Source organism: Streptomyces hiroshimensis (genome assembly GCF_014650335.1).
Classification (GTDB): domain Bacteria; phylum Actinomycetota; class Actinomycetes; order Streptomycetales; family Streptomycetaceae; genus Streptomyces; species Streptomyces hiroshimensis.
Genome location: NZ_BMUT01000004.1, coordinates 419,488 through 440,618, shown reverse-complemented (window position 1 = coordinate 440,618; position 21,131 = coordinate 419,488). Strand labels below are relative to the sequence as shown.

General features: G+C 68.4%; 16 protein-coding genes and 1 tRNA gene. 15 read left to right on the top strand and 2 right to left on the bottom strand.

From position 1 onward, the window contains the following. Window positions 1-48 precede the first annotated feature (48 nt). The 5 genes from IE241_RS12880 (at window position 49) to IE241_RS12860 (ending at window position 4,620) form a co-directional block, all read left to right on the top strand. A complete protein-coding gene (locus tag IE241_RS12880; protein ID WP_190021823.1) occupies window positions 49-501 on the top strand; it encodes a MaoC family dehydratase N-terminal domain-containing protein in 453 nt (150 codons plus the stop codon). After that, window positions 501-932, top strand: coding sequence for a MaoC family dehydratase (locus IE241_RS12875; protein ID WP_190021822.1), 432 nt, complete (start codon window positions 501-503; stop codon window positions 930-932). Before IE241_RS12880 ends, IE241_RS12875 begins: the two co-directional genes overlap by 1 nt. A 74-nt stretch (window positions 933-1,006) precedes the next feature. Continuing rightward, entirely contained in the window at window positions 1,007-1,540 is a 534-nt protein-coding gene (locus IE241_RS12870) for a TetR/AcrR family transcriptional regulator (RefSeq protein WP_190021821.1), read from the top strand. A 73-nt stretch (window positions 1,541-1,613) separates the two neighbouring features. Then, on the top strand, window positions 1,614-3,023 hold the full coding sequence (locus IE241_RS12865) for a DHA2 family efflux MFS transporter permease subunit (RefSeq protein WP_190021820.1): 1,410 nt from the start codon (window positions 1,614-1,616) through the stop codon (window positions 3,021-3,023). A gap of 541 nt (window positions 3,024-3,564) precedes the next feature. Beyond that, complete coding sequence (locus IE241_RS12860) at window positions 3,565-4,620, top strand: UDP-N-acetylmuramate dehydrogenase (RefSeq protein ID WP_190021819.1); 1,056 nt, start codon at window positions 3,565-3,567, stop codon at window positions 4,618-4,620. 130 nt (window positions 4,621-4,750) lie between these two features. On the opposite strand, the gene IE241_RS12855 is transcribed toward IE241_RS12860, so the two are convergent. Together IE241_RS12855 and IE241_RS12850 are read right to left on the bottom strand one after the other, a co-directional pair. Beyond that, window positions 4,751-5,812 carry an adenosine deaminase gene (locus tag IE241_RS12855; RefSeq protein WP_373300657.1) on the bottom strand — a complete coding sequence of 354 codons (1,062 nt, stop codon included), beginning with the start codon at window positions 5,810-5,812 and terminating at the stop codon, window positions 4,751-4,753. 100 nt (window positions 5,813-5,912) lie between these two features. Next, window positions 5,913-7,160 carry a pyridoxal phosphate-dependent aminotransferase gene (locus IE241_RS12850; RefSeq protein ID WP_190021817.1) on the bottom strand — a complete coding sequence of 416 codons (1,248 nt, stop codon included), beginning with the start codon at window positions 7,158-7,160 and terminating at the stop codon, window positions 5,913-5,915. A 231-nt stretch (window positions 7,161-7,391) separates the two neighbouring features. Between IE241_RS12850 and IE241_RS12845 the strand changes: the two genes are divergently transcribed. The 10 genes from IE241_RS12845 (at window position 7,392) to IE241_RS12800 (ending at window position 20,907) form a co-directional block, all read left to right on the top strand. Next, window positions 7,392-7,464 (top strand) — tRNA-Trp (locus IE241_RS12845). A 109-nt stretch (window positions 7,465-7,573) separates the two neighbouring features. After that, window positions 7,574-7,864, top strand: coding sequence for a preprotein translocase subunit SecE (gene secE / locus IE241_RS12840; protein ID WP_030368429.1), 291 nt, complete (start codon window positions 7,574-7,576; stop codon window positions 7,862-7,864). Window positions 7,865-7,945: 81 nt separating this feature from the next. Beyond that, on the top strand, window positions 7,946-8,839 hold the full coding sequence (gene nusG / locus IE241_RS12835) for a transcription termination/antitermination protein NusG (RefSeq protein WP_190021816.1): 894 nt from the start codon (window positions 7,946-7,948) through the stop codon (window positions 8,837-8,839). Between the two features lie 159 nt (window positions 8,840-8,998). After that, window positions 8,999-9,433 carry a 50S ribosomal protein L11 gene (rplK, locus tag IE241_RS12830; protein ID WP_058046838.1) on the top strand — a complete coding sequence of 145 codons (435 nt, stop codon included), beginning with the start codon at window positions 8,999-9,001 and terminating at the stop codon, window positions 9,431-9,433. 80 nt (window positions 9,434-9,513) lie between these two features. Continuing rightward, entirely contained in the window at window positions 9,514-10,230 is a 717-nt protein-coding gene (gene rplA, locus IE241_RS12825; RefSeq protein ID WP_190021815.1) for a 50S ribosomal protein L1, read from the top strand. Between the two features lie 173 nt (window positions 10,231-10,403). Then, window positions 10,404-11,357, top strand: coding sequence for an SCO4651 family lipoprotein (locus tag IE241_RS12820; RefSeq protein WP_190021814.1), 954 nt, complete (start codon window positions 10,404-10,406; stop codon window positions 11,355-11,357). A gap of 341 nt (window positions 11,358-11,698) precedes the next feature. Continuing rightward, complete coding sequence (gene rplJ, locus IE241_RS12815; RefSeq protein ID WP_190021813.1) at window positions 11,699-12,259, top strand: 50S ribosomal protein L10; 561 nt, start codon at window positions 11,699-11,701, stop codon at window positions 12,257-12,259. Window positions 12,260-12,369: 110 nt separating this feature from the next. Further along, window positions 12,370-12,753: a 50S ribosomal protein L7/L12 gene (gene rplL, locus IE241_RS12810; RefSeq protein WP_190021812.1), complete on the top strand. Its 384-nt coding sequence runs from the start codon at window positions 12,370-12,372 to the stop codon at window positions 12,751-12,753. A gap of 674 nt (window positions 12,754-13,427) precedes the next feature. Continuing rightward, window positions 13,428-16,910 (top strand): DNA-directed RNA polymerase subunit beta, encoded by a 3,483-nt coding sequence (rpoB, locus tag IE241_RS12805; protein WP_190021811.1) that lies wholly within the window; start codon window positions 13,428-13,430, stop codon window positions 16,908-16,910. Between the two features lie 97 nt (window positions 16,911-17,007). Further along, window positions 17,008-20,907 (top strand): DNA-directed RNA polymerase subunit beta', encoded by a 3,900-nt coding sequence (locus tag IE241_RS12800; RefSeq protein ID WP_190021810.1) that lies wholly within the window; start codon window positions 17,008-17,010, stop codon window positions 20,905-20,907. The last annotated feature ends 224 nt before the right edge of the window (window positions 20,908-21,131 follow it).

Here is a 21,131-nt window from a genome sequence, read left to right as displayed (position 1 = left end):
GCCTCGTGGCGTATCCGCCACCGTAACCACCCAGGAGGTGCCGAGCCCATGGCGCTCGACCAGTCCTTCGTAGGGCGGACCTATCCGGCGACCGACCCGTACGAGGTCGGCCGGGAGAAGATCCGCGAATTCGCCGAGGCCATCGGCGACACCAATCCGGTGTACACCGACCCGGAGGCAGCCAAGGCGCTGGGCCACCCGGATGTGATCGCCCCGCCGACGTTTGTCTTCTCCGTCACTTACCGCGCCGCCGGTGCGGTCGTGAGCGACCCGCAGCTGGGCCTGGACTACTCGCGGGTCGTGCACGGCGACCAGAAGTTCGCCTACGCCCGCCCCGTGCGGGCCGGTGACCGCCTGACGGTCGTCTCCACGATCGAGTCGATCAAGTCCCTCGCGGGCAACGACGTCCTGACGGTCCGCGGCGAGGTCCGGGACGAGCACGGCGAGCACGTGGTGACCGCGCACACGACGCTGGTGGCCCGCGCCGCCGAGGAGGCGTGATGGCTGCCCGTATCTCCTACGACGAGGTCGAGATCGGCACCGAGCTGCCGGCCTGCTCCTTCCCGGTGACCCGCGCGGACCTGGTCCGTTACGCGGGCGCCTCGGGCGACTTCAACCCGATCCACTGGAACGAGAAGTTCGCCAAGGGCGTCGGCCTGCCGGACGTGATCGCGCACGGCATGTTCACCATGGCCGAGGCGGCCCGCGTGGTCACCGACTGGGTGGGCGACCCGGGCGCCGTCGCCGAGTACGGCGTGCGCTTCACCCGCCCGGTCGTCGTGCCGAACGACGACAAGGGCGCGGTGATCGAGGTCACCGCCAAGGTCGCGGCCAAGGACGACGAGCGCCGTACGGTCCGGGTGGACCTGGTGGTCAAGAGCGAGGGCCAGAAGGTCCTGGGGATGTCGCGAGCGGTCGTACGCCTCGCCTGACCTCCGAGGGCGCCGCGCGGAGCGGCGCCCTCCCCTCTTGACCAACAAAGTAAGTGACCAATAACTTACTGCCCATGGTCAGGATGAGCGCGGAGGAACGCCGCGAGAGTGTGATCCGCGCCGCCGTCACGGAGTTCGCGCGAACCGGCTACAAGGGCACGTCCACGGAGGCGATCGCGCGCCGCGTGGGCGTCTCGCAGCCGTATCTCTTCCGGCTCTTCCCCACCAAGGAAGCGATCTTCCTGGCGGCGGCCCACCGCTGCCTGGAGGAGACCGGGAAGGTCTTCGCGAAGGCCGTCGAGTGCGCACCGCCCCGCGGGGTGCTGCAGGCCATGGCCGCCGCCTACGACCACCTGATCACGGAGGACCCCGAGAAGCTGCAGATGCAGATGCAGATCTACGTCGCGGTGGCCTCGGCCGAGGCGGCGGGGGACCACGAGTTCGGTCGCACGATCCGGGCGGCGTGGCTGGAGCTGTGGGACGGGGCGCATCTGGCGCTCGGCGGGGACGTGAAGGAGACGACGCGCTTCCTGGCCAAGGGGATGCTGATCAACACGCTGATGTCCCTGGGCTTCCCGCCGGACCACAGGGTGTGGAGCGGTTTCTGAAGACCCGGGAAGCCCGCGCTGCCGCACGCGCAGCAAAGTTAGTGACTGATAACTAAGCAACACAGGGGGAAGCATGCAGCCCAAAGCGATCTGGGCCCTGATCATCACCGGAGTGGCCGGCTTCATGGCGGCCCTGGACAACCTGGTCGTCACCACCGCCCTCCCGTCCATCCGCAAGGACCTGGGCGGGGCGCTGGAGGACCTCGAATGGACCGTCAACGCCTACACGCTCACCTTCGCGGTCCTGCTGATGTTCGGCGCGGCCCTGGGTGACCGCTTCGGCCGCCGCAAGCTCTTCGCCACCGGCCTGGCGATCTTCACGGCGGCCTCCGCCGCGGCCGCCCTGGCACCCGGCATCGAGGCCCTGATCGCCGCCCGGGCCGTCCAGGGCGTAGGCGCCGCGATCACGATGCCCCTGACGCTCACCCTGCTCACCGCGGCCGTCCCCGCCGACCGCCGCGGCCTCGCCTACGGCATCAAGGGGGCCGTGGACGGCCTGGCCGTCGCCGGCGGCCCGCTGATCGGCGGCGCGCTCACCGAGCACATCGCCTGGCAGTGGATCTTCTGGCTCAACGTCCCGCTGGGCCTGGCCCTCATCCCGCTGGCCCGCCTCCGCCTGGACGAATCGCGCGCCGAGAACGCCCGCATGGACCTCCCCGGCACGCTCCTCGTCAGCGGAGGCCTCTTCGGCATCGTCTACGGGCTGATCAACGCGAACGCGCACGGCTGGACGAGCCCCCAGGTCCTCACTGCCCTCATAGCGGGCAGCGCCCTCATGGGCGGCTTCATCCACCACGGCTTCCGCAACAAGCAGCCCATGCTCCCCATGCGCCTCTTCGGCAACCGGGCCTTCGCAGGCGTCAACGCCGCGAGCGTCTTCATGTTCCTCGGCATGTTCGGCTCGATCTTCCTGCTCAGCCAGTTCCTCCAGAACGCCCTCGGCTACTCGCCCACCGAGGCCGGGCTGCGCATGCTCCCCTGGACCGGGATGCCCATGATCGCGGCGCCGCTCTCCGGCTACCTCGCCGACCGCGTCGGCTCCCGCCCCGTCGTCGTCACCGCCCTCGCCCTCCAGGCCCTCGGCCTCGCCCACTTCGCCCTGGTCATGAGCCCGGACGTCTCCTACGCGGCCCAGCTCCCCGGACTGATCGTCAGCGGCATCGGCATGGGCCTGTTCTTCGCCCCCGCGGCCAAACTGACCATGTCCAGCGTCCGCCCTGCGGAGCAGGGCATGGCCTCCGGCGCGAACAACGCCCTGCGCGAAGTAGGAGGGGCGCTCGGCATCGCCGTCCTCGCCTCCCTCTTCTCCGCCCAGGGCGGCTACGGGACGCCCCGGCACTTCGTGGACGGCCTAGTCCCCGCGCTCTGGCTGGGCGCGGGGACGGTGGCCCTGGGCGCCGCGGCCGCGGTGCTCATACCCGCCCGGGGCGCGCGGATCCCCGCCCCGGGCGGGGTAGCGGAGCCCCTCCCTGCGGCGAGGTGACCCCGACCACCCCGCCGCTACGCGGCGGGGGCGACTCCCACCCACCCGCCCATTACTGAGATCGCAGGGGTTCTGCACCAGAAAGCCGGGGGGCGGCGAGCGCAGCGGCGCTGATCCCGCCGCTGCGCGGCGGGGCGACTCCCACCCACCCACCCGTTAGGGAATGGCAGAGGTGCTGCACCGGGGAGCGGGTAGGGCAACAGTCACCATCTGCGGAAGGGGCCGGGGAGGGACCGTCTATGGAGGGTGACGGGGCCGGGGAGGGACCGTCTGCGGAGGGGGCCAGGGAGGGACCGTCTACGGAGGGTGACGGAGCCGGGGGCCGTCTCGGAGGGTGACGGGGGACGGGGAGGGGACCGTCTACGGAGGGGGACGGGGGCGCAGGGGGTGTTTCGGAATGCTGCCGGATATTTGTGGGCGGCGTGCCGGGTGCCGGTCCGGTGGACGGTTCCGCCCGTAAATATCCGATTCCGAAACACCCCCGGAGCCCCCGGCCCCCGGCCCCGGACCACCTCGCCCGGCCCACCCGTACCCTGGTCTGGTGCAGGAACGACACGACGCCCCCCTCGCCCCCCTGACCACCTTCAGGCTCGGCGGCCCGGCCACCCGCCTCATCACGGCCACCACCGACGCCGAGGTGATCGCCGCCGTCCGCGAGGCCGACGAGACCGCCACCCCGCTCCTGATCATCGGCGGCGGCAGCAACCTCGTCATCTCCGACAAGGGCTTCGAGGGCACCGCCCTGCGCATCGCCACCACCGGCTTCACCCTCGATGGCACCCGCCTTGACCTCGCCGCCGGCGAGAACTGGTCCGACGCCGTCGCCCGCACCGTCGAAGCCGGCCTCGCCGGCATCGAATGCCTCGCCGGCATCCCCGGCTCCGCCGGCGCCACCCCCATCCAGAACGTCGGCGCCTACGGCCAGGACGTCGCCCAGACGATCACCGAGGTCGTCGCCTACGACCGCCGCACCGGCGAGACGGTGACCCTCACCAACGCCGAGTGCGCCTTCTCGTACCGCCACAGCCGCTTCAAGGCGGACCCCGCCCGCTACGTCGTCCTCCGCGTCCGCTTCGAGCTGGAGGACGCGGACGGCATGTCCGCCCCCATCCGCTACCCCGAGACCGCCCGCGCCCTGGGCGTCGAGGCCGGCGACCGCGTCCCCGCGGCCCAGGCCCGCGAGACGGTCCTCAAGCTGCGCGCCGGCAAGGGCATGGTCCTCGACCCGGAGGACCACGACACGTGGTCGGCCGGCTCGTTCTTCTGCAACCCGATCCTGACCGAGGCGGAGCACGCGGCGTTCCTGACGCGCGTCGCGGACCGGCTCGGCCCGGACGTGGCGCCGCCCGCCTACCCGGCGGGGGAGGGCTTCATGAAGACCTCGGCGGCCTGGCTGATCGACAAGGCGGGCTTCACGAAGGGGTACGGCTCGGGCGCGGCGCGCATCAGCACGAAGCACACGCTGGCGCTCACGAACCGTGGCGAGGCGACCACGGAGGATCTCCTGGCCCTGGCCCGAGAGGTCCGGGCCGGCGTCCACGAGGCGTTCGGGGTGACCCTGGTCAACGAGCCGGTCACGGTCGGCGTGGCGCTGTAGTCGCCACTGGCGGTTTCGTGGCCCGGTGCGGCCCGGTGGCCGGTTGTGCCCACCCTCCCCCAGCTACCGCTGGGAGGTGCCCCCAGCCCTGCGGAACGCCTGCCCACAACCAGGTGGTGGGAGAGAAGCCTCAGGCGGCCAGCCAAGCGTCGATGCCCGCCAGCAACCCCGCCCGCACAAGCTCAGGCGCAGCCGACCCCCGCACGGACTGCCGCGCCAGCTCCGCCAGCTCCGCGTCCGTGAACCCGTGGTGCTCCCGCACCAGCTCGTACTGCGCGGCGAGCCGCGAGCCGAAGAGCAGGGGGTCGTCGGCGCCGAGCGCTATCGGCACGCCGGCGTCCCACAGAACACGCAGCGGCACGTCGCCCGGCTTCTCGTAGACGCCCAGCGCGACGTTGGACGACGGACAGACCTCGCACGTCACTCCCCGCTCCGCGAGCTTCCGCAGCAGCCGCGGGTCCTCGGCGGCCCGCACGCCGTGCCCCACGCGGGAGGCGTGCAGGTCGTCCATGCAGTCCCGCACGCTGCTGGGGCCCGAGAGCTCACCGCCGTGCGGTGCAGCCAGCAGGCCGCCCTCCCGGGCGATCTCGAAGGCGCGGTCGAAGTCGCGCGCGAGGCCGCGCCGCTCGTCGTTGGAGAGCCCGAATCCCACCACGCCCCGGTCGGCGTACCGCACGGCCAGCCGCGCCAGCGTCCGGGCGTCCAGGGGGTGCTTCATGCGGTTGGCGGCGACGAGCACGCGCATCCCCAGCCCGGTCTCCTTGGACGCGCTCTCGACCGCATCCAGGATGATCTCCAGAGCGGGAATCAGCCCGCCCAGCCGAGGCGCGTAGGACGTCGGGTCGACCTGGATCTCCAGCCACCCGGACCCGTCCCGGACGTCCTCCTCCGCGGCCTCCCGCACGAGCCGCTGGATGTCCTCCGGCGACCGGAGGCAGGACCGCGCGATGTCGTACAGCCGCTGGAACCGGAACCACCCGCGCTCATCCGTCGCCCGGAGCCTCGGCGGCTCGCCGCTGCTCAGCGCTTCCGGCAGGTGCACCCCGTACTTGTCGGCGAGCTCCAGCAGGGTGCCGGGCCGCATGGACCCGGTGAAGTGCAGGTGCAGATGGGCTTTCGGCAGCAGCCGGACGTCTCTGATAGCGGCTTCGCCGCGGGCACGAACACTCTCCATTTGCAGATCCTGCCGCATGCACCCGGCGTACCGGAAGGGACTTTCACTTAACGGGCGCCGCCCCGAAAACGAATACGGGCCCCCGGCACAAGCCGGGGGCCCGTCACGGAGCGTGCGCTCAGTCGCGCGCCTCCGCCAGCAGCTTCTGGATCCGCGAGACACCCTCGACCAGATCCTCGTCACCCAGCGCGTAGGACAGCCGCAGGTACCCCGGCGTGCCGAAGGCCTCACCCGGCACCACCGCGACCTCCACCTCCTCCAGGATCAGCGCGGCGAGCTCCACGGACGTGGCGGGCCGCTTGCCGCGGATCTCCTTGCCGAGCAGCTCCTTGACCGACGGGTAGGCGTAGAACGCACCCTCCGGCTCCGGGCAGAGGACGCCGTCGATCTCGTTGAGCATGCGCACGATCGTCCGCCGGCGGCGGTCGAAGGCGACCTTCATCTCGTCGACGGCGGCCAGGTCACCGGAGACGGCCGCGATCGCCGCCCGCTGTGCGACGTTGGACACATTCGACGTGGCGTGCGACTGCAGGTTCGTGGCGGCCTTGATCACGTCCTGCGGGGCGATGACCCACCCGACCCGCCAGCCGGTCATGGCGTACGTCTTGGCGACGCCGTTGACGACGATGCACTTGTCGCGGAGCTCGGGCACGACCACCGGCAGGGACGAGAACTCGGCGTCCCCGTAGACCAGGTGCTCGTAGATCTCGTCGGTCAGCACCCACAGGCCGTGCTCGGCGGCCCAGCGGCCCACCGCCTCGACCTGCTCGCGCGAGTAGACGGCGCCCGTCGGGTTCGACGGCGAGACGAAGAGCAGCACCTTCGTGCGCTCCGTGCGGGCCGCCTCCAGCTGCTCCACCGAGACCCGGTACCCGGTGGTCTCGTCGGCGACGACGTCGACCGGGACGCCCCCGGCCAGCCGGATGGACTCGGGGTAGGTGGTCCAGTACGGCGCCGGGACGATGACCTCGTCGCCCGGGTCGAGGATCGCGGCGAACGCCTCGTAGATGGCCTGCTTGCCGCCGTTGGTGACCAGCACCTGCGACGCCTCGACCTCGTAGCCGGAGTCGCGCAGCGTCTTCGCGGCGATGGCGGCCTTCAGCTCGGGCAGGCCGCCGGCGGGCGTGTAGCGGTGGTTCTTCGGGTCACGGCAGGCCTCCACCGCGGCCTCGACGATGTAGCCGGGGGTGGGGAAGTCGGGCTCGCCGGCGCCGAAGCCGATCACCGGGCGCCCGGCGGCCTTGAGGGCCTTGGCCTTGGCGTCGACGGCGAGGGTCGCGGACTCGGAGATCGATCCGATACGGGTCGACACCCGGCGCTCGGTGGGGGACTGGACGGGGGGCTCGGAAGGAGTCGCAGCGGTCATGGGGGCATCGTTGCAGACGGGGGACGAAGCGGGCGCACACGTTTCACGGACGGCTCGGGAGGGCCCATCCGAAGGCCCGGAATGCGACGTTCCGGCTGTACTCCGGCACAAGCTGTTCGACGCACGCCCCCGGACCACGTACACTCAACCGTCGTTGGCCCTCACCGGCCGCAATCCGGCTCCGCACACACCGTGCGCACGGTCGGATGCGGTACGTTGGGGAAACCACAAAGGGTCGTAGCTCAATTGGTAGAGCACTGGTCTCCAAAACCAGCGGTTGGGGGTTCAAGTCCCTTCGGCCCTGCTACACGCATCGTCACCAGGGTGCGTGCGTGCGTACGTTATGAAATGCACCGCCGTGCGGCTCAACCGGGCGCGGCACGGCTCACGACCCGGATTCAGGTGAGGACGTAGTGACGGAAGCCCTTGGCTCCACCGCGACGCCTGAGAGCGGTCGTCCCGAGGACGAGGTGGCCGCCAAGAAGGGCCGCCGTGGCGGGAAGCGCGGGAAGAAGGGCCCCTTCGGCCGCCTCGCGCTGTTCTACCGCCAGATCGTCGCCGAGCTCCGCAAGGTCGTCTGGCCCACCCGGGGCCAGCTGTCGACGTACACCACTGTGGTGATCGTCTTTGTCGTCATCGTCATTGGCCTGGTCACCGTGATTGACTATGGGTTCACCAACGCCGTCAAGTACGTCTTCGGCTGAATCCGCGGGTAGGGCGGCTGCCGTGAGGCGGGCCGCCCCTTTCGCACGTTCCACCCCTTGTAGCCAGGAAGAAGCAGCCACGTGTCTGACCCGAACCTGAACGACGCCGTCGAGCCCGTCGAGGCGGCAGAGGCCGACGTGGACGCCGCCGCCTCGGCAGAGGTCGAGGGCGACGACACCGCGCAGGAGATCGTCGAGGGCGCCGACGTCGCCGACGAGCTCGACGCCGAGGAAGCCGCTGCGGGCGAGCCGGCCGAGGAGGCCGCTCTCCACGTCGAGTCCGACGAGGACGAGGCCGAGGCCGCCGCCGAGGACACCGAGGACGAGGCCGAAGAGCCCGCCGAGGAAGAGCCCGCCGTCGACCCCATCACGGCCCTGCGCGAAGAGCTCCGCGGCCTGCCCGGCGAGTGGTACGTCATCCACACCTACGCGGGTTACGAGAACCGCGTGAAGACCAACCTCGAGCAGCGCGCCGTCTCGCTCAACGTCGAGGACTACATCTTCCAGGCCGAGGTGCCGCAGGAAGAGGTCGTCCAGATCAAGAACGGCGACCGCCGCACCGTCCGCCAGAACAAGCTCCCGGGCTACGTCCTGGTGCGCATGGACCTGACGAACGAGTCCTGGGGCGTCGTCCGCAACACCCCGGGTGTCACCGGCTTCGTCGGCAACGCCTACGACCCCTACCCGCTGACGCTGGACGAGATCGTCAAGATGCTCGCCCCGGAGGCCGAGGAGAAGGCCGCCCGCGAGGCCGCCGAGGCCGAGGGCAAGCCGGCGCCGCAGCGCAAGGTCGAGGTCCAGGTGCTGGACTTCGAGGTGGGCGACTCGGTCACCGTCACCGACGGCCCGTTCGCGACCCTGCAGGCCACGATCAACGAGATCAACGCCGACTCGAAGAAGGTCAAGGGCCTCGTCGAGATCTTCGGTCGCGAGACCCCGGTCGAGCTGAGCTTCGACCAGATCCAGAAGAACTGACACTTCTGATCAAACGCTTCCGAACAGGTCAGACCGGCTGATAAAGCCTGTCTGACCTGCTCGGTTTTTGGCCGCAGCATGTTACCCGTTATCGTGGTGCGGTATGCCTGCGCGCACTGTGCGCGGGCAAAAAACTCTCACTAGGACCCGGAGAGAGCAATGCCTCCCAAGAAGAAGAAGGTCACGGGGCTTATCAAGCTCCAGATCAGCGCCGGTGCCGCGAACCCGGCTCCGCCGGTCGGCCCCGCGCTGGGCCAGCACGGCGTCAACATCATGGAGTTCTGCAAGGCCTACAACGCCGCGACCGAGTCGCAGCGTGGCATGGTCGTGCCGGTGGAGATCACGGTCTACGAGGACCGTTCCTTCACCTTCGTGACCAAGACTCCGCCGGCCGCGAAGCTGATCCTCAAGGCCGCGGGCGTGGACAAGGGCTCGGGCGAGCCGCACAAGACCAAGGTCGCCAAGATCACCGAGGCGCAGGTCCGCGAGATCGCCACGACCAAGATGCCCGACCTGAACGCCAACGACCTGGACGCCGCGTCGAAGATCATCGCCGGCACCGCCCGTTCCATGGGCATCACGGTCGAGGGCTGACCTCCACCCCCCTGGCAGTACCCGTGGAAGGGCCAGCGCCGGCCCGCACCACGACTCCCGATCACCACTGAGGAGTTTCAGTGAAGCGCAGCAAGACTCTTCGCAACGTGGACGCGAAGATCGAGCGTGAGCGTCTGTACGCCCCGCTCGAGGCCGTCCGCCTGGCGAAGGACACCTCCGCCACCAAGTTCGACGCGACCGTCGAGGTTGCCATGCGTCTGGGCGTCGACCCGCGCAAGGCCGACCAGATGGTCCGCGGCACCGTGAACCTTCCGCACGGCACCGGTAAGACCGCCCGGGTCCTGGTCTTCGCGACCGGCGACCGTGCCGAGGCCGCGCGTGCCGCGGGCGCCGACATCGTCGGCGCCGACGAGCTCATCGACGAGGTCGCGAAGGGCCGTCTGGACTTCGACGCCGTCGTCGCCACCCCGGACCTCATGGGCAAGGTCGGCCGCCTCGGCCGCGTGCTCGGTCCGCGTGGTCTGATGCCGAACCCGAAGACCGGCACGGTCACCCCGGACGTGGCGAAGGCTGTCACGGACATCAAGGGCGGCAAGATCGAGTTCCGCGTCGACAAGCACTCGAACCTGCACTTCATCATCGGCAAGGTCTCCTTCGACGAGACCAAGCTGGTGGAGAACTACGCCGCGGCGCTCGAGGAGATCACCCGCCTCAAGCCGTCCGCCGCGAAGGGCCGCTACATCAAGAAGGCGACCCTGACCACCACCATGGGCGCCGGCATCCCGCTGGACCCGAACCGCACCCGCAACCTCCTGGTGGAGGACGAGACCGTCTGATCCTGACCGGATCACGACGCCTCGGCGCGTAAGCGAACGAGCAGGCCCCGCATCTCCCAGGAGATGCGGGGCCTGCTTGCGTTTTAACGTCCTTCATGCGCCTGTCGGACGCATCTGCCGATGTGGTGAACTAACGTTCACATTGATCGCTTTTGAGTAGAGGGGGGCAGGACATGCACAAGTCCACCTGGAAGCGCCTGAGCGTGTCGGTGACGGCGGTCGCCCTGCTGGCGGGCGTCGCGGCCTGCGGCGGCGACAAGAAGGACGACAAGGCCGCCCCGGGGGCTTCCTCGGGCGCCTCCGCGAAGTCGGAGAAGCAGGCCGGGGCGGGGGTGTCGGCCGAGGCCGTCAACGCGGCCTTCAAGAAGACGCAGGCGGCCAAGTCGGCCAAGTTCAAGATGACCATGAAGCTGCCGGGCCTGGGCGACCAGCCCGTGACCCTGCAGTCCTCCGGCATCGTGGGCTGGAACCCCTCCGTCGCGGACCAGCGCGTGACCGGGCTGCCCGGGAAGGACGGCGCCCCCTCCGAGAGCCGGTCGATCACGATCGGCAGCGTCACGTACACCGACGTGGGCCCGGAGGCCGCCGCCAAGAACGACGGCAAGCGCTGGCTCAAGATCGATCTGGCCGAGATGGCCAAGGAGTCCGGCGGCGACGCCAAGGGCCTCCAGCAGCTCATGGGCGGCGGTCAGAGCCAGGGCCAGGACCCGGCCAAGCAGATGGCCCTCCTCAAGGAGTCGCCCAACGTGAAGCTGGTCGGCGAGGAGACGGTCGACGGGAAGAAGGCCCGGCACTACAAGGGCACGCTCACCGCGGACGAGGCCGTGAAGTCCAACAAGAGCCTCGAAGGCCTCGACGAGAAGGACCGGCAGCAGCTGCTCGACTCCATCAAGCAGGCCGGCATCACGCAGTACGACATGGACGTCTGGGTGAGCTCCGACGACCTCCCCGTGAAGATGGTCATGAACATGGACACCAGCAAGGGCCGGATGGAGATCGCCCAGAGCCTGTCCGACTACGGTGCCGAGGCCCGCGTCCAGGCGCCGCCGGCGGACCAGACCGTCGACCTGATGGAGAAGCTCAAGAAGATGAAGGAGAGCGGCGAGGTCCCGCCGCTCGCCTCCTGACCCGACGCGTCCGCCGACTCGACGCGTCTGTCACCCGGCGCCTCTCCTGAGCTGCGGAGAACACTCACCCGGGGGCCGATTTGCCTCCGGGTGTCCCGTTCACGTATGGTCCTCCAGAAGCCAAAGACCGCTGGTCGTTGCTGTGCCTCCGCGAGGAGGTGTGGTGGCCGAAGGATCCGCTAGCTGCGGGCGACCTGCGCAGGTGATTTGAGGAAGCACTCCCGCGACGACTTCTGGTCGAAGCGGTCGAGTCACGCCCCGAGCGCCTGCGCCGGGGCGTTTCGTTTTGCCCAGGTCCCTTCGCGTAGCGGTCCGAATCACCCGGAAGGAGGCCGAGGCTCATGGCGAGGCCCGACAAGTCTGCTGCGGTTGCCGAGCTGACGGACAAGTTCCGCAGCTCCAACGCCGCCGTGCTGACTGAGTACCGCGGTCTCACCGTGGCGCAGCTCAAGACGCTGCGTCGTTCGCTCGGTGAGAACGCCCAGTACGCCGTGGTGAAGAACACGCTGACCAAGATCGCGGCTGGCAACGCCGGGATCACGCTGGAGGACGAGCTTTTCGCTGGTCCGACGGCGGTTGCCTTCGTCACCGGTGACCCGGTGGAGTCGGCGAAGGGTCTTCGTGACTTCGCCAAGGACAACCCCAACCTGATCATCAAGGGCGGTGTCCTTGATGGTAAGGCGCTGTCCGCCGATGAGATCAAGAAGCTTGCGGACCTCGAGTCCCGCGAGGTTCTGCTCGCCAAGCTGGCGGGCGCCATGAAGGCGAAGCCGTCCCAGGCGGCCGCGCTCTTCCAGGCCCTGCCGTCGAAGCTCGTCCGCACCGTGGACGCGCTTCGCGACAAGGTCGAGCAGGGCGGTGCCGGTACGCCGGCTCCCGCCGAGGCCGAGGCTGCCGAGTAATCCAGGCTCGCGCCTGAATTCCTCGCGCCCGTCACGGTCGCAGCGGGCCCTACGTACGCCCGCCGAAATGTACATCCGGCACCTGCCGAATTAGTGGAAGGACCGCCATCATGGCGAAGCTCACCCAGGACGAGCTGCTCGCGCAGTTCGAGGGCATGACCCTCATCGAGCTCTCCGAGTTCGTCTCCGCCTTCGAGGAGAAGTTCGACGTCACCGCCGCCGCTCCGGTCGCCGTCGCCGCCGCCGGCGTCCCGGGCGCCCCGGCCGCCGAGGTCGAGGAGAAGGACGAGTTCGACGTCATCCTCACCGCCGCCGGTGACAAGAAGATCCAGGTCATCAAGGTCGTGCGTGAGCTGACCTCCCTGGGTCTGAAGGAGGCCAAGGACCTCGTCGACGGCACCCCGAAGCCGGTCCTCGAGAAGGTCGCCAAGGACGCCGCGGAGAAGGCCGCCGAGGCCCTCAAGGGCGCCGGCGCCTCCGTCGAGGTCAAGTGACCTCGCGAGTCGTCTGACTCTCTTCACCGGCGTTAGCCGGTAGCCAAGGGCGATCACCCATGCGGGTGGTCGCCCTTCGGCGTTTCCCGGGACGGCTGCGACGACCCACCCCCGGGGCGAGTATGGTGATCTTCGTTGCCCTCCCGGACGGGTCGTGAGGCCGGTCCGGGGGCCGTGGAGCAGCGCGGGACGATCACGGTCACGCGGGGTGCCGAGGGGCGCTGCGAGGCGTAGGGCCTTGACGAACGCGACGGGGCGCGCAATTCTCAGGACGCGTCGCCACATCGGTCCACCGTCCGAGGCATGGATCGAAGGCGAACTGGGAAGTCTTGCGTCAGGCGATGCCGGCAGGCGTCATCGGCACCGGATGGTGCCGGGCGTCCTGAAGCGCACGGCAGCAGCACGGCAGCGGCATCGCACAGCGAGGGACAACAGGATCCCGGAGGGAGAGATTGGTATCGCACCGGTCTCCGCACATCCGCTCTGGACATCAGTGGGCCAAGTGGCTACACTGACCCTTTGCGCTGCCTGTTAGCTGCTCCCTGCCCGTCACCAGGGGCATGCCCACTATCGAGCACTGCTGATGGAAACCCGCTGACCTGGGATTTCTTATCGATGCACGGTGTGGGGCCGGTACGCGCGTAGTGAGTCCGAGCCCTCGGAAGGACCCCCTCTTGGCCGCCTCGCGCAACGCCTCGACTGCCAATACGAACAACGGCGCCAGCACCGCCCCGCTGCGCATCTCTTTTGCGAAGATCAAGGAGCCCCTCGAGGTTCCGAACCTCCTTGCGCTGCAGACCGAGAGCTTCGACTGGCTGCTCGGCAATGCCGCCTGGAAGGCTCGCGTCGAGGCTGCGCTGGAGTCTGGTCAGGACGTCCCCACGAAGTCCGGTCTGGAGGAGATCTTCGAGGAGATCTCCCCGATCGAGGACTTCTCCGGGTCGATGTCGCTGACCTTCCGCGACCACCGTTTCGAGCCCCCGAAGAACTCGATCGACGAGTGCAAGGAGCGCGACTTCACGTACGCGGCCCCGCTCTTCGTCACGGCCGAGTTCACGAACAACGAGACCGGTGAGATCAAGTCTCAGACGGTCTTCATGGGCGACTTCCCGCTCATGACCAACAAGGGCACCTTCTGCATCAACGGCACCGAGCGTGTCGTCGTCTCGCAGCTGGTCCGCTCGCCCGGCGTCTACTTCGACTCCTCCATCGACAAGACGTCCGACAAGGACATCTTCACGGCCAAGATCATCCCGTCCCGGGGTGCCTGGCTGGAGATGGAGGTCGACAAGCGCGACATGGTCGGTGTCCGCATCGACCGCAAGCGCAAGCAGTCCGTCACCGTCCTCCTGAAGGCTCTCGGCTGGACCACCGAGCAGATCCTCGAGGAGTTCGGCGAGTACGAGTCCATGCGCGCCACCCTGGAGAAGGACCACACCCAGGGCCAGGACGACGCGCTGCTCGACATCTACCGCAAGCTGCGTCCGGGCGAGCCGCCGACCCGTGAGGCCGCGCAGACGCTGCTCGAGAACCTCTACTTCAACCCCAAGCGCTACGACCTCGCGAAGGTCGGCCGCTACAAGGTGAACAAGAAGCTCGGCGCGGAGGCCCCCCTCGACGCCGGTGTGCTGACCACGGACGACGTCATCGCGACGATCAAGTACCTGGTCAAGCTGCACGCCGGTGAGCTGGAGACGGTCGGCGAGAACGGCACCTCGATCGTCGTCGAGACCGACGACATCGACCACTTCGGCAACCGTCGTCTGCGCAACGTCGGCGAGCTCATCCAGAACCAGGTCCGCACGGGTCTGGCTCGTATGGAGCGCGTCGTCCGCGAGCGGATGACCACCCAGGACGTCGAGGCGATCACGCCGCAGACCCTGATCAACATCCGGCCGGTCGTCGCCTCCATCAAGGAGTTCTTCGGCACCAGCCAGCTGTCCCAGTTCATGGACCAGACCAACCCGCTGTCGGGTCTGACCCACAAGCGCCGTCTCTCGGCGCTGGGCCCGGGTGGTCTCTCCCGTGAGCGGGCCGGCTTCGAGGTCCGTGACGTTCACCCGTCGCACTACGGCCGCATGTGCCCGATCGAGACGCCCGAAGGCCCGAACATCGGTCTGATCGGCTCGCTCGCCTCCTACGGCCGCGTCAACGCGTTCGGTTTCGTCGAGACCCCGTACCGCAAGGTCGTCGAGGGTGTCGTCACGGACGACGTCGACTACCTGACTGCCGACGAGGAAGACCGCTTCGTCATCGCCCAGGCGAACGCCGCCCTCACCGAGGACATGCGCTTCGCCGAGGCCCGCGTGCTGGTCCGCCGCCGTGGCGGCGAGATCGACTACATCGCCGGCGACGACGTCGACTACATGGACGTCTCCCCGCGCCAGATGGTGTCGGTCGCGACCGCCATGATCCCGTTCCTCGAGCACGACGACGCCAACCGCGCGCTCATGGGATCGAACATGATGCGCCAGGCCGTTCCGCTGATCAAGGCCGAGGCGCCGCTGGTCGGCACCGGCATGGAGTACCGCTGCGCGGTCGACGCCGGTGACGTCATCAAGGCCGAGAAGGACGGTGTCGTCCAGGAGGTCTCCGCCGACTACGTCACGGTGGCCAACGACGACGGCACGTACAACACGTACCGGGTCGCCAAGTTCTCCCGCTCGAACCAGGGCACGTCCTTCAACCAGAAGGTCGTCGTGGACGAGGGCGCCCGCGTGACCACCGGCCAGGTGCTCGCCGACGGCCCGTCCACGGACGAGGGCGAGATGGCGCTGGGCAAGAACCTGCTCGTGGCGTTCATGCCGTGGGAGGGTCACAACTACGAGGACGCGATCATCCTGTCGCAGCGCCTCGTGCAGGACGACGTCCTCTCCTCGATCCACATCGAGGAGCACGAGGTCGACGCCCGTGACACCAAGCTCGGCCCGGAGGAGATCACCCGGGACATCCCGAACGTCTCCGAGGAGGTCCTCGCCGACCTCGACGAGCGCGGCATCATCCGCATCGGTGCCGAGGTCGTCGCCGGCGACATCCTGGTCGGCAAGGTCACCCCGAAGGGTGAGACCGAGCTGACCCCGGAGGAGCGCCTGCTCCGCGCGATCTTCGGTGAGAAGGCCCGTGAGGTCCGTGACACCTCGCTGAAGGTCCCGCACGGTGAGATCGGCAAGGTCATCGGCGTCCGCGTCTTCGACCGCGAGGAGGGGGACGAGCTTCCCCCGGGCGTGAACCAGCTGGTCCGCGTCTACGTCGCCCAGAAGCGCAAGATCACCGACGGTGACAAGCTCGCCGGCCGTCACGGCAACAAGGGTGTCATCTCCAAGATCCTCCCGGTCGAGGACATGCCGTTCCTCGAGGACGGCACCCCGGTCGACATCATCCTCAACCCGCTCGGTGTCCCGTCCCGAATGAACCCGGGACAGGTCCTCGAGATCCACCTCGGCTGGCTCGCCAGCCGCGGCTGGAAGGTCGAGGGCGACGAGGACTGGATGAAGCGCCTGCAGGCCATCGGCGCCGACGACGTCGCGCCGGGCACCAACGTCGCGACCCCGGTCTTCGACGGCGCCCGCGAGGACGAGATCGCCGGTCTCTTCGAGTCCACGATCCCCAACCGCGACGGCGAGCGCATGGTGCTCCCGTCCGGTAAGGCCCGGATGTTCGACGGCCGCTCCGGCGAGCCGTTCCCGGACCCGATCTCCGTCGGGTACATGTACATCCTCAAGCTGCACCACCTGGTCGACGACAAGCTGCACGCCCGCTCGACCGGTCCGTACTCCATGATCACCCAGCAGCCGCTGGGTGGTAAGGCTCAGTTCGGTGGCCAGCGCTTCGGTGAGATGGAGGTGTGGGCGCTTGAGGCATACGGCGCCGCATACGCCCTCCAGGAGCTGCTGACCATCAAGTCCGACGACGTGACCGGCCGCGTGAAGGTCTACGAGGCCATCGTCAAGGGCGAGAACATCCCCGAGCCCGGCATTCCCGAGTCCTTCAAGGTGCTCATCAAGGAAATGCAGTCCCTGTGCCTCAACGTGGAGGTGCTGTCCTCGGACGGCATGTCCATCGAGATGCGCGACACGGACGAGGACGTCTTCCGCGCTGCGGAAGAGCTCGGTATCGACCTGTCCCGGCGCGAGCCGAGCAGCGTCGAAGAGGTCTGACGGGTCTGACGGGGGGCTCACCACGAGCCCCCCGTCGTCCCCGGACCCCCTCAGACCACTGATGAAGACACGACCCTGAAAGAGGGATTGACGAACAGTGCTCGACGTCAACTTCTTCGACGAGCTGCGGATCGGCCTGGCGACCGCGGACGACATCCGAACCTGGTCCCACGGCGAGGTCAAGAAGCCGGAGACCATCAACTACCGCACCCTGAAGCCCGAAAAGGACGGACTCTTCTGCGAGAAGATCTTCGGTCCGACCCGGGACTGGGAGTGCTACTGCGGCAAGTACAAGCGTGTCCGCTTCAAGGGCATCATCTGTGAGCGCTGTGGCGTCGAGGTCACTCGCGCCAAGGTGCGCCGTGAGCGGATGGGCCACATCGAGCTTGCCGCTCCCGTCACCCACATCTGGTACTTCAAGGGCGTCCCGTCGCGTCTGGGCTACCTGCTCGACCTCGCCCCGAAGGACCTCGAGAAGGTCATCTACTTCGCCGCCTACATGATCACGTGGGTGGACGACGAGCGCCGCACGCGCGACCTGCCCTCGCTGGAGGCCCACGTCTCCGTCGAGCGCCAGCAGATCGAGCAGCGCCGTGACGCCGACCTCGAGGCCCGTGCCAAGAAGCTCGAGGCCGACCTGGCCGAGCTCGAGGCCGAGGGTGCCAAGGCCGACGTGCGCCGCAAGGTGCGCGAGGGCGCCGAGCGTGAGATGAAGCAGCTGCGCGACCGTGCGCAGCGCGAGATCGACCGTCTCGACGAGGTCTGGAACCGCTTCAAGAACCTCAAGGTCCAGGACCTCGAGGGCGACGAGCTGCTCTACCGCGAGCTGCGCGACCGCTTCGGCACCTACTTCATGGGTGCGATGGGCGCCGCCGCGCTGCAGAAGCGCCTGGAGTCCTTCGACCTCGACGAGGAGGCCGAGCGCCTCCGCGAGATCATCCGGACCGGCAAGGGCCAGAAGAAGACCCGTGCGCTCAAGCGCCTCAAGGTCGTCTCCGCCTTCCTGCAGACCCGCAACAGCCCCAGCGGCATGGTGCTGGACTGCATCCCCGTGATCCCGCCGGACCTGCGTCCGATGGTGCAGCTGGACGGTGGCCGCTTCGCGACCTCCGACCTGAACGACCTGTACCGCCGTGTGATCAACCGCAACAACCGCCTCAAGCGTCTCCTTGACCTCGGTGCCCCCGAGATCATCGTGAACAACGAGAAGCGGATGCTGCAGGAGGCCGTCGACGCGCTGTTCGACAACGGCCGCCGCGGTCGCCCGGTCACCGGTCCCGGTAACCGCCCGCTGAAGTCCCTCAGCGACATGCTGAAGGGTAAGCAGGGTCGATTCCGTCAGAACCTGCTCGGTAAGCGAGTCGACTACTCGGCCCGTTCCGTCATCGTCGTCGGTCCGCAGCTGAAGCTGCACCAGTGTGGTCTGCCCAAGGCCATGGCGCTGGAGCTCTTCAAGCCGTTCGTGATGAAGCGCCTGGTCGACCTGAACCACGCGCAGAACATCAAGTCGGCCAAGCGCATGGTCGAGCGCGGCCGCACCGTGGTGTACGACGTCCTCGAAGAGGTCATCGCCGAGCACCCGGTGCTGCTGAACCGTGCGCCCACGCTGCACCGCCTCGGCATCCAGGCCTTCGAGCCGCAGCTGGTCGAGGGCAAGGCCATCCAGATCCACCCGCTCGTCTGCACCGCGTTCAACGCGGACTTCGACGGTGACCAGATGGCCGTCCACCTGCCGCTCTCCGCGGAGGCGCAGGCCGAGGCCCGCATCCTGATGCTGTCCTCGAACAACATCCTCAAGCCGGCCGACGGCCGTCCGGTCACCATGCCGACCCAGGACATGGTGCTCGGTCTGTTCTTCCTCACCACCGACGAGGAAGAGCGCAAGGTCATCGGCGAGGGCCGGTCCTTCGGCTCGGTCGCCGAGGCGATCATGGCGTTCGACGCCCGTGAGCTCTCGCTCCAGGCGAAGGTCGACATCCGCTTCCCGATCGGCACCGTTCCCCCGCGCGGCTGGGTTCCCCCGGTCACCGAGGAGGGCGAGCCGGAGTGGCAGCAGGGTGACTCCTTCCGTCTGCGCACCACCCTGGGCCGCGCGCTCTTCAACGAGCTGCTGCCCGAGGACTACCCGTTCGTCGACTACTCGGTGGGCAAGAAGCAGCTCTCCGAGATCGTCAACGACCTGGCCGAGCGCTACCCCAAGGTCATCGTGGCGGCGACGCTCGACAACCTGAAGGCGGCCGGCTTCCACTGGGCCACTCGCTCCGGCGTCACCGTCGCCGTCTCCGACATCGTCGTGCCGGAGGCCAAGAAGGAGATCGTCAAGGGCTACGAGGCCCAGGACGAGAAGGTCCAGAAGCAGTACGAGCGCGGTCTGATCACCAAGGACGAGCGCACGCAGGAGCTCATCGCGATCTGGACCAAGGCGACCAACGAGGTTGCCGAGGCGATGAACGCGAACTTCCCCAAGACGAACCCCATCTTCATGATGGTTGACTCGGGTGCCCGAGGAAACATGATGCAGATGCGTCAGATCGCCGGTATGCGTGGTCTGGTGTCGAACGCGAAGAACGAGACCATCCCGCGACCCATTAAGGCGTCGTTCCGTGAGGGTCTCTCCGTGCTGGAGTACTTCATCTCCACCCACGGTGCCCGTAAGGGTCTCGCGGACACCGCCCTGCGTACCGCCGACTCGGGTTACCTGACCCGTCGTCTGGTGGACGTCTCGCAGGACGTCATCATCCGCGAGGAGGACTGCGGCACCGAGCGCGGCCTCAAGCTGCAGATCGCGTCCCGCGGTGCCGACGGTGTGCTGCGCAAGGCCGAGGACGTCGAGACCAGCGTCTACGCCCGCATGCTGGCCGAGGACGTCGTCATCGACGGCAAGGTCATCGCGCCGGCCAACGTCGACCTCGGTGACGTGCTCATCGACCAGCTCGTCGCCAACGGCGTCGAGACGGTCAAGACCCGTTCGGTCCTCACCTGTGAGTCCGCGGTCGGCACCTGTGCCTTCTGCTACGGCCGCTCGCTGGCGACCGGCAAGCTGGTGGACATCGGTGAGGCGGTCGGCATCATCGCCGCCCAGTCCATCGGTGAGCCCGGTACCCAGCTGACGATGCGTACCTTCCACACCGGTGGTGTGGCCGGTGACGACATCACCCAGGGTCTGCCCCGTGTCGTCGAGCTCTTCGAGGCCCGTACGCCCAAGGGTGTCGCCCCGATCTCGGAGGCGGCCGGCCGCATCCGTATCGAGGAGACCGAGAAGACCAAGAAGCTCATCGTCACCCCGGACGACGGCAGCGAGGAGACGGCGTTCCCGATCTCCAAGCGCGCCCGTCTGCTGGTCAGCGAGGGCGAGCACGTCGAGGTGGGCCAGAAGCTCACCGTGGGTGCCACCAACCCGCACGACGTCCTGCGCATTCTGGGTCAGCGCGCCGTCCAGGTTCACCTGGTCGGCGAGGTCCAGAAGGTCTACAACTCGCAGGGTGTGTCGATCCACGACAAGCACATCGAGATCATCATCCGGCAGATGCTCCGCCGCGTGACGATCATCGAGTCCGGCGACGCCGAGCTGCTGCCGGGCGAGCTCGTGGAGCGCACGCGCTTCGAGTCCGAGAACCGTCGTGTGGTCACCGAGGGCGGTCACCCCGCCTCCGGCCGTCCGCAGCTGATGGGTATCACCAAGGCCTCGCTCGCCACCGAGTCGTGGCTGTCGGCGGCGTCCTTCCAGGAGACGACCCGGGTTCTGACCGACGCGGCGATCAACGCCAAGTCGGACTCCCTGATCGGCCTCAAGGAGAACGTCATCATCGGTAAGCTCATCCCGGCCGGTACGGGCCTGTCCCGCTACCGCAACATCCGGGTGGAGCCCACCGAGGAGGCCAAGGCCGCGATGTACTCTGCCGTCGGTTACGACGACATCGACTACTCGCCCTTCGGCACCGGCTCCGGCCAGGCGGTCCCGCTGGAGGACTACGACTACGGTCCGTACAACCAGTAAGCCGCAAGCGGTACGTCCACAGGGCGGTCATCCCACCGGGGTGGCCGCCCTGCGGCGTATCCGGGCTCCGGCGGATCCGGGAGAGGGGAGCGCCGGCCGCGTGATTTCACCCATACGCGCGACACCAACCGCCTGCGGCCCCGGCATAACGTGACATATGCAGCACATCGGGGTGTCCTCCGCGTGTGCATTTGTTTTGACCGCAGCCCATGCGCTAGGTAGGC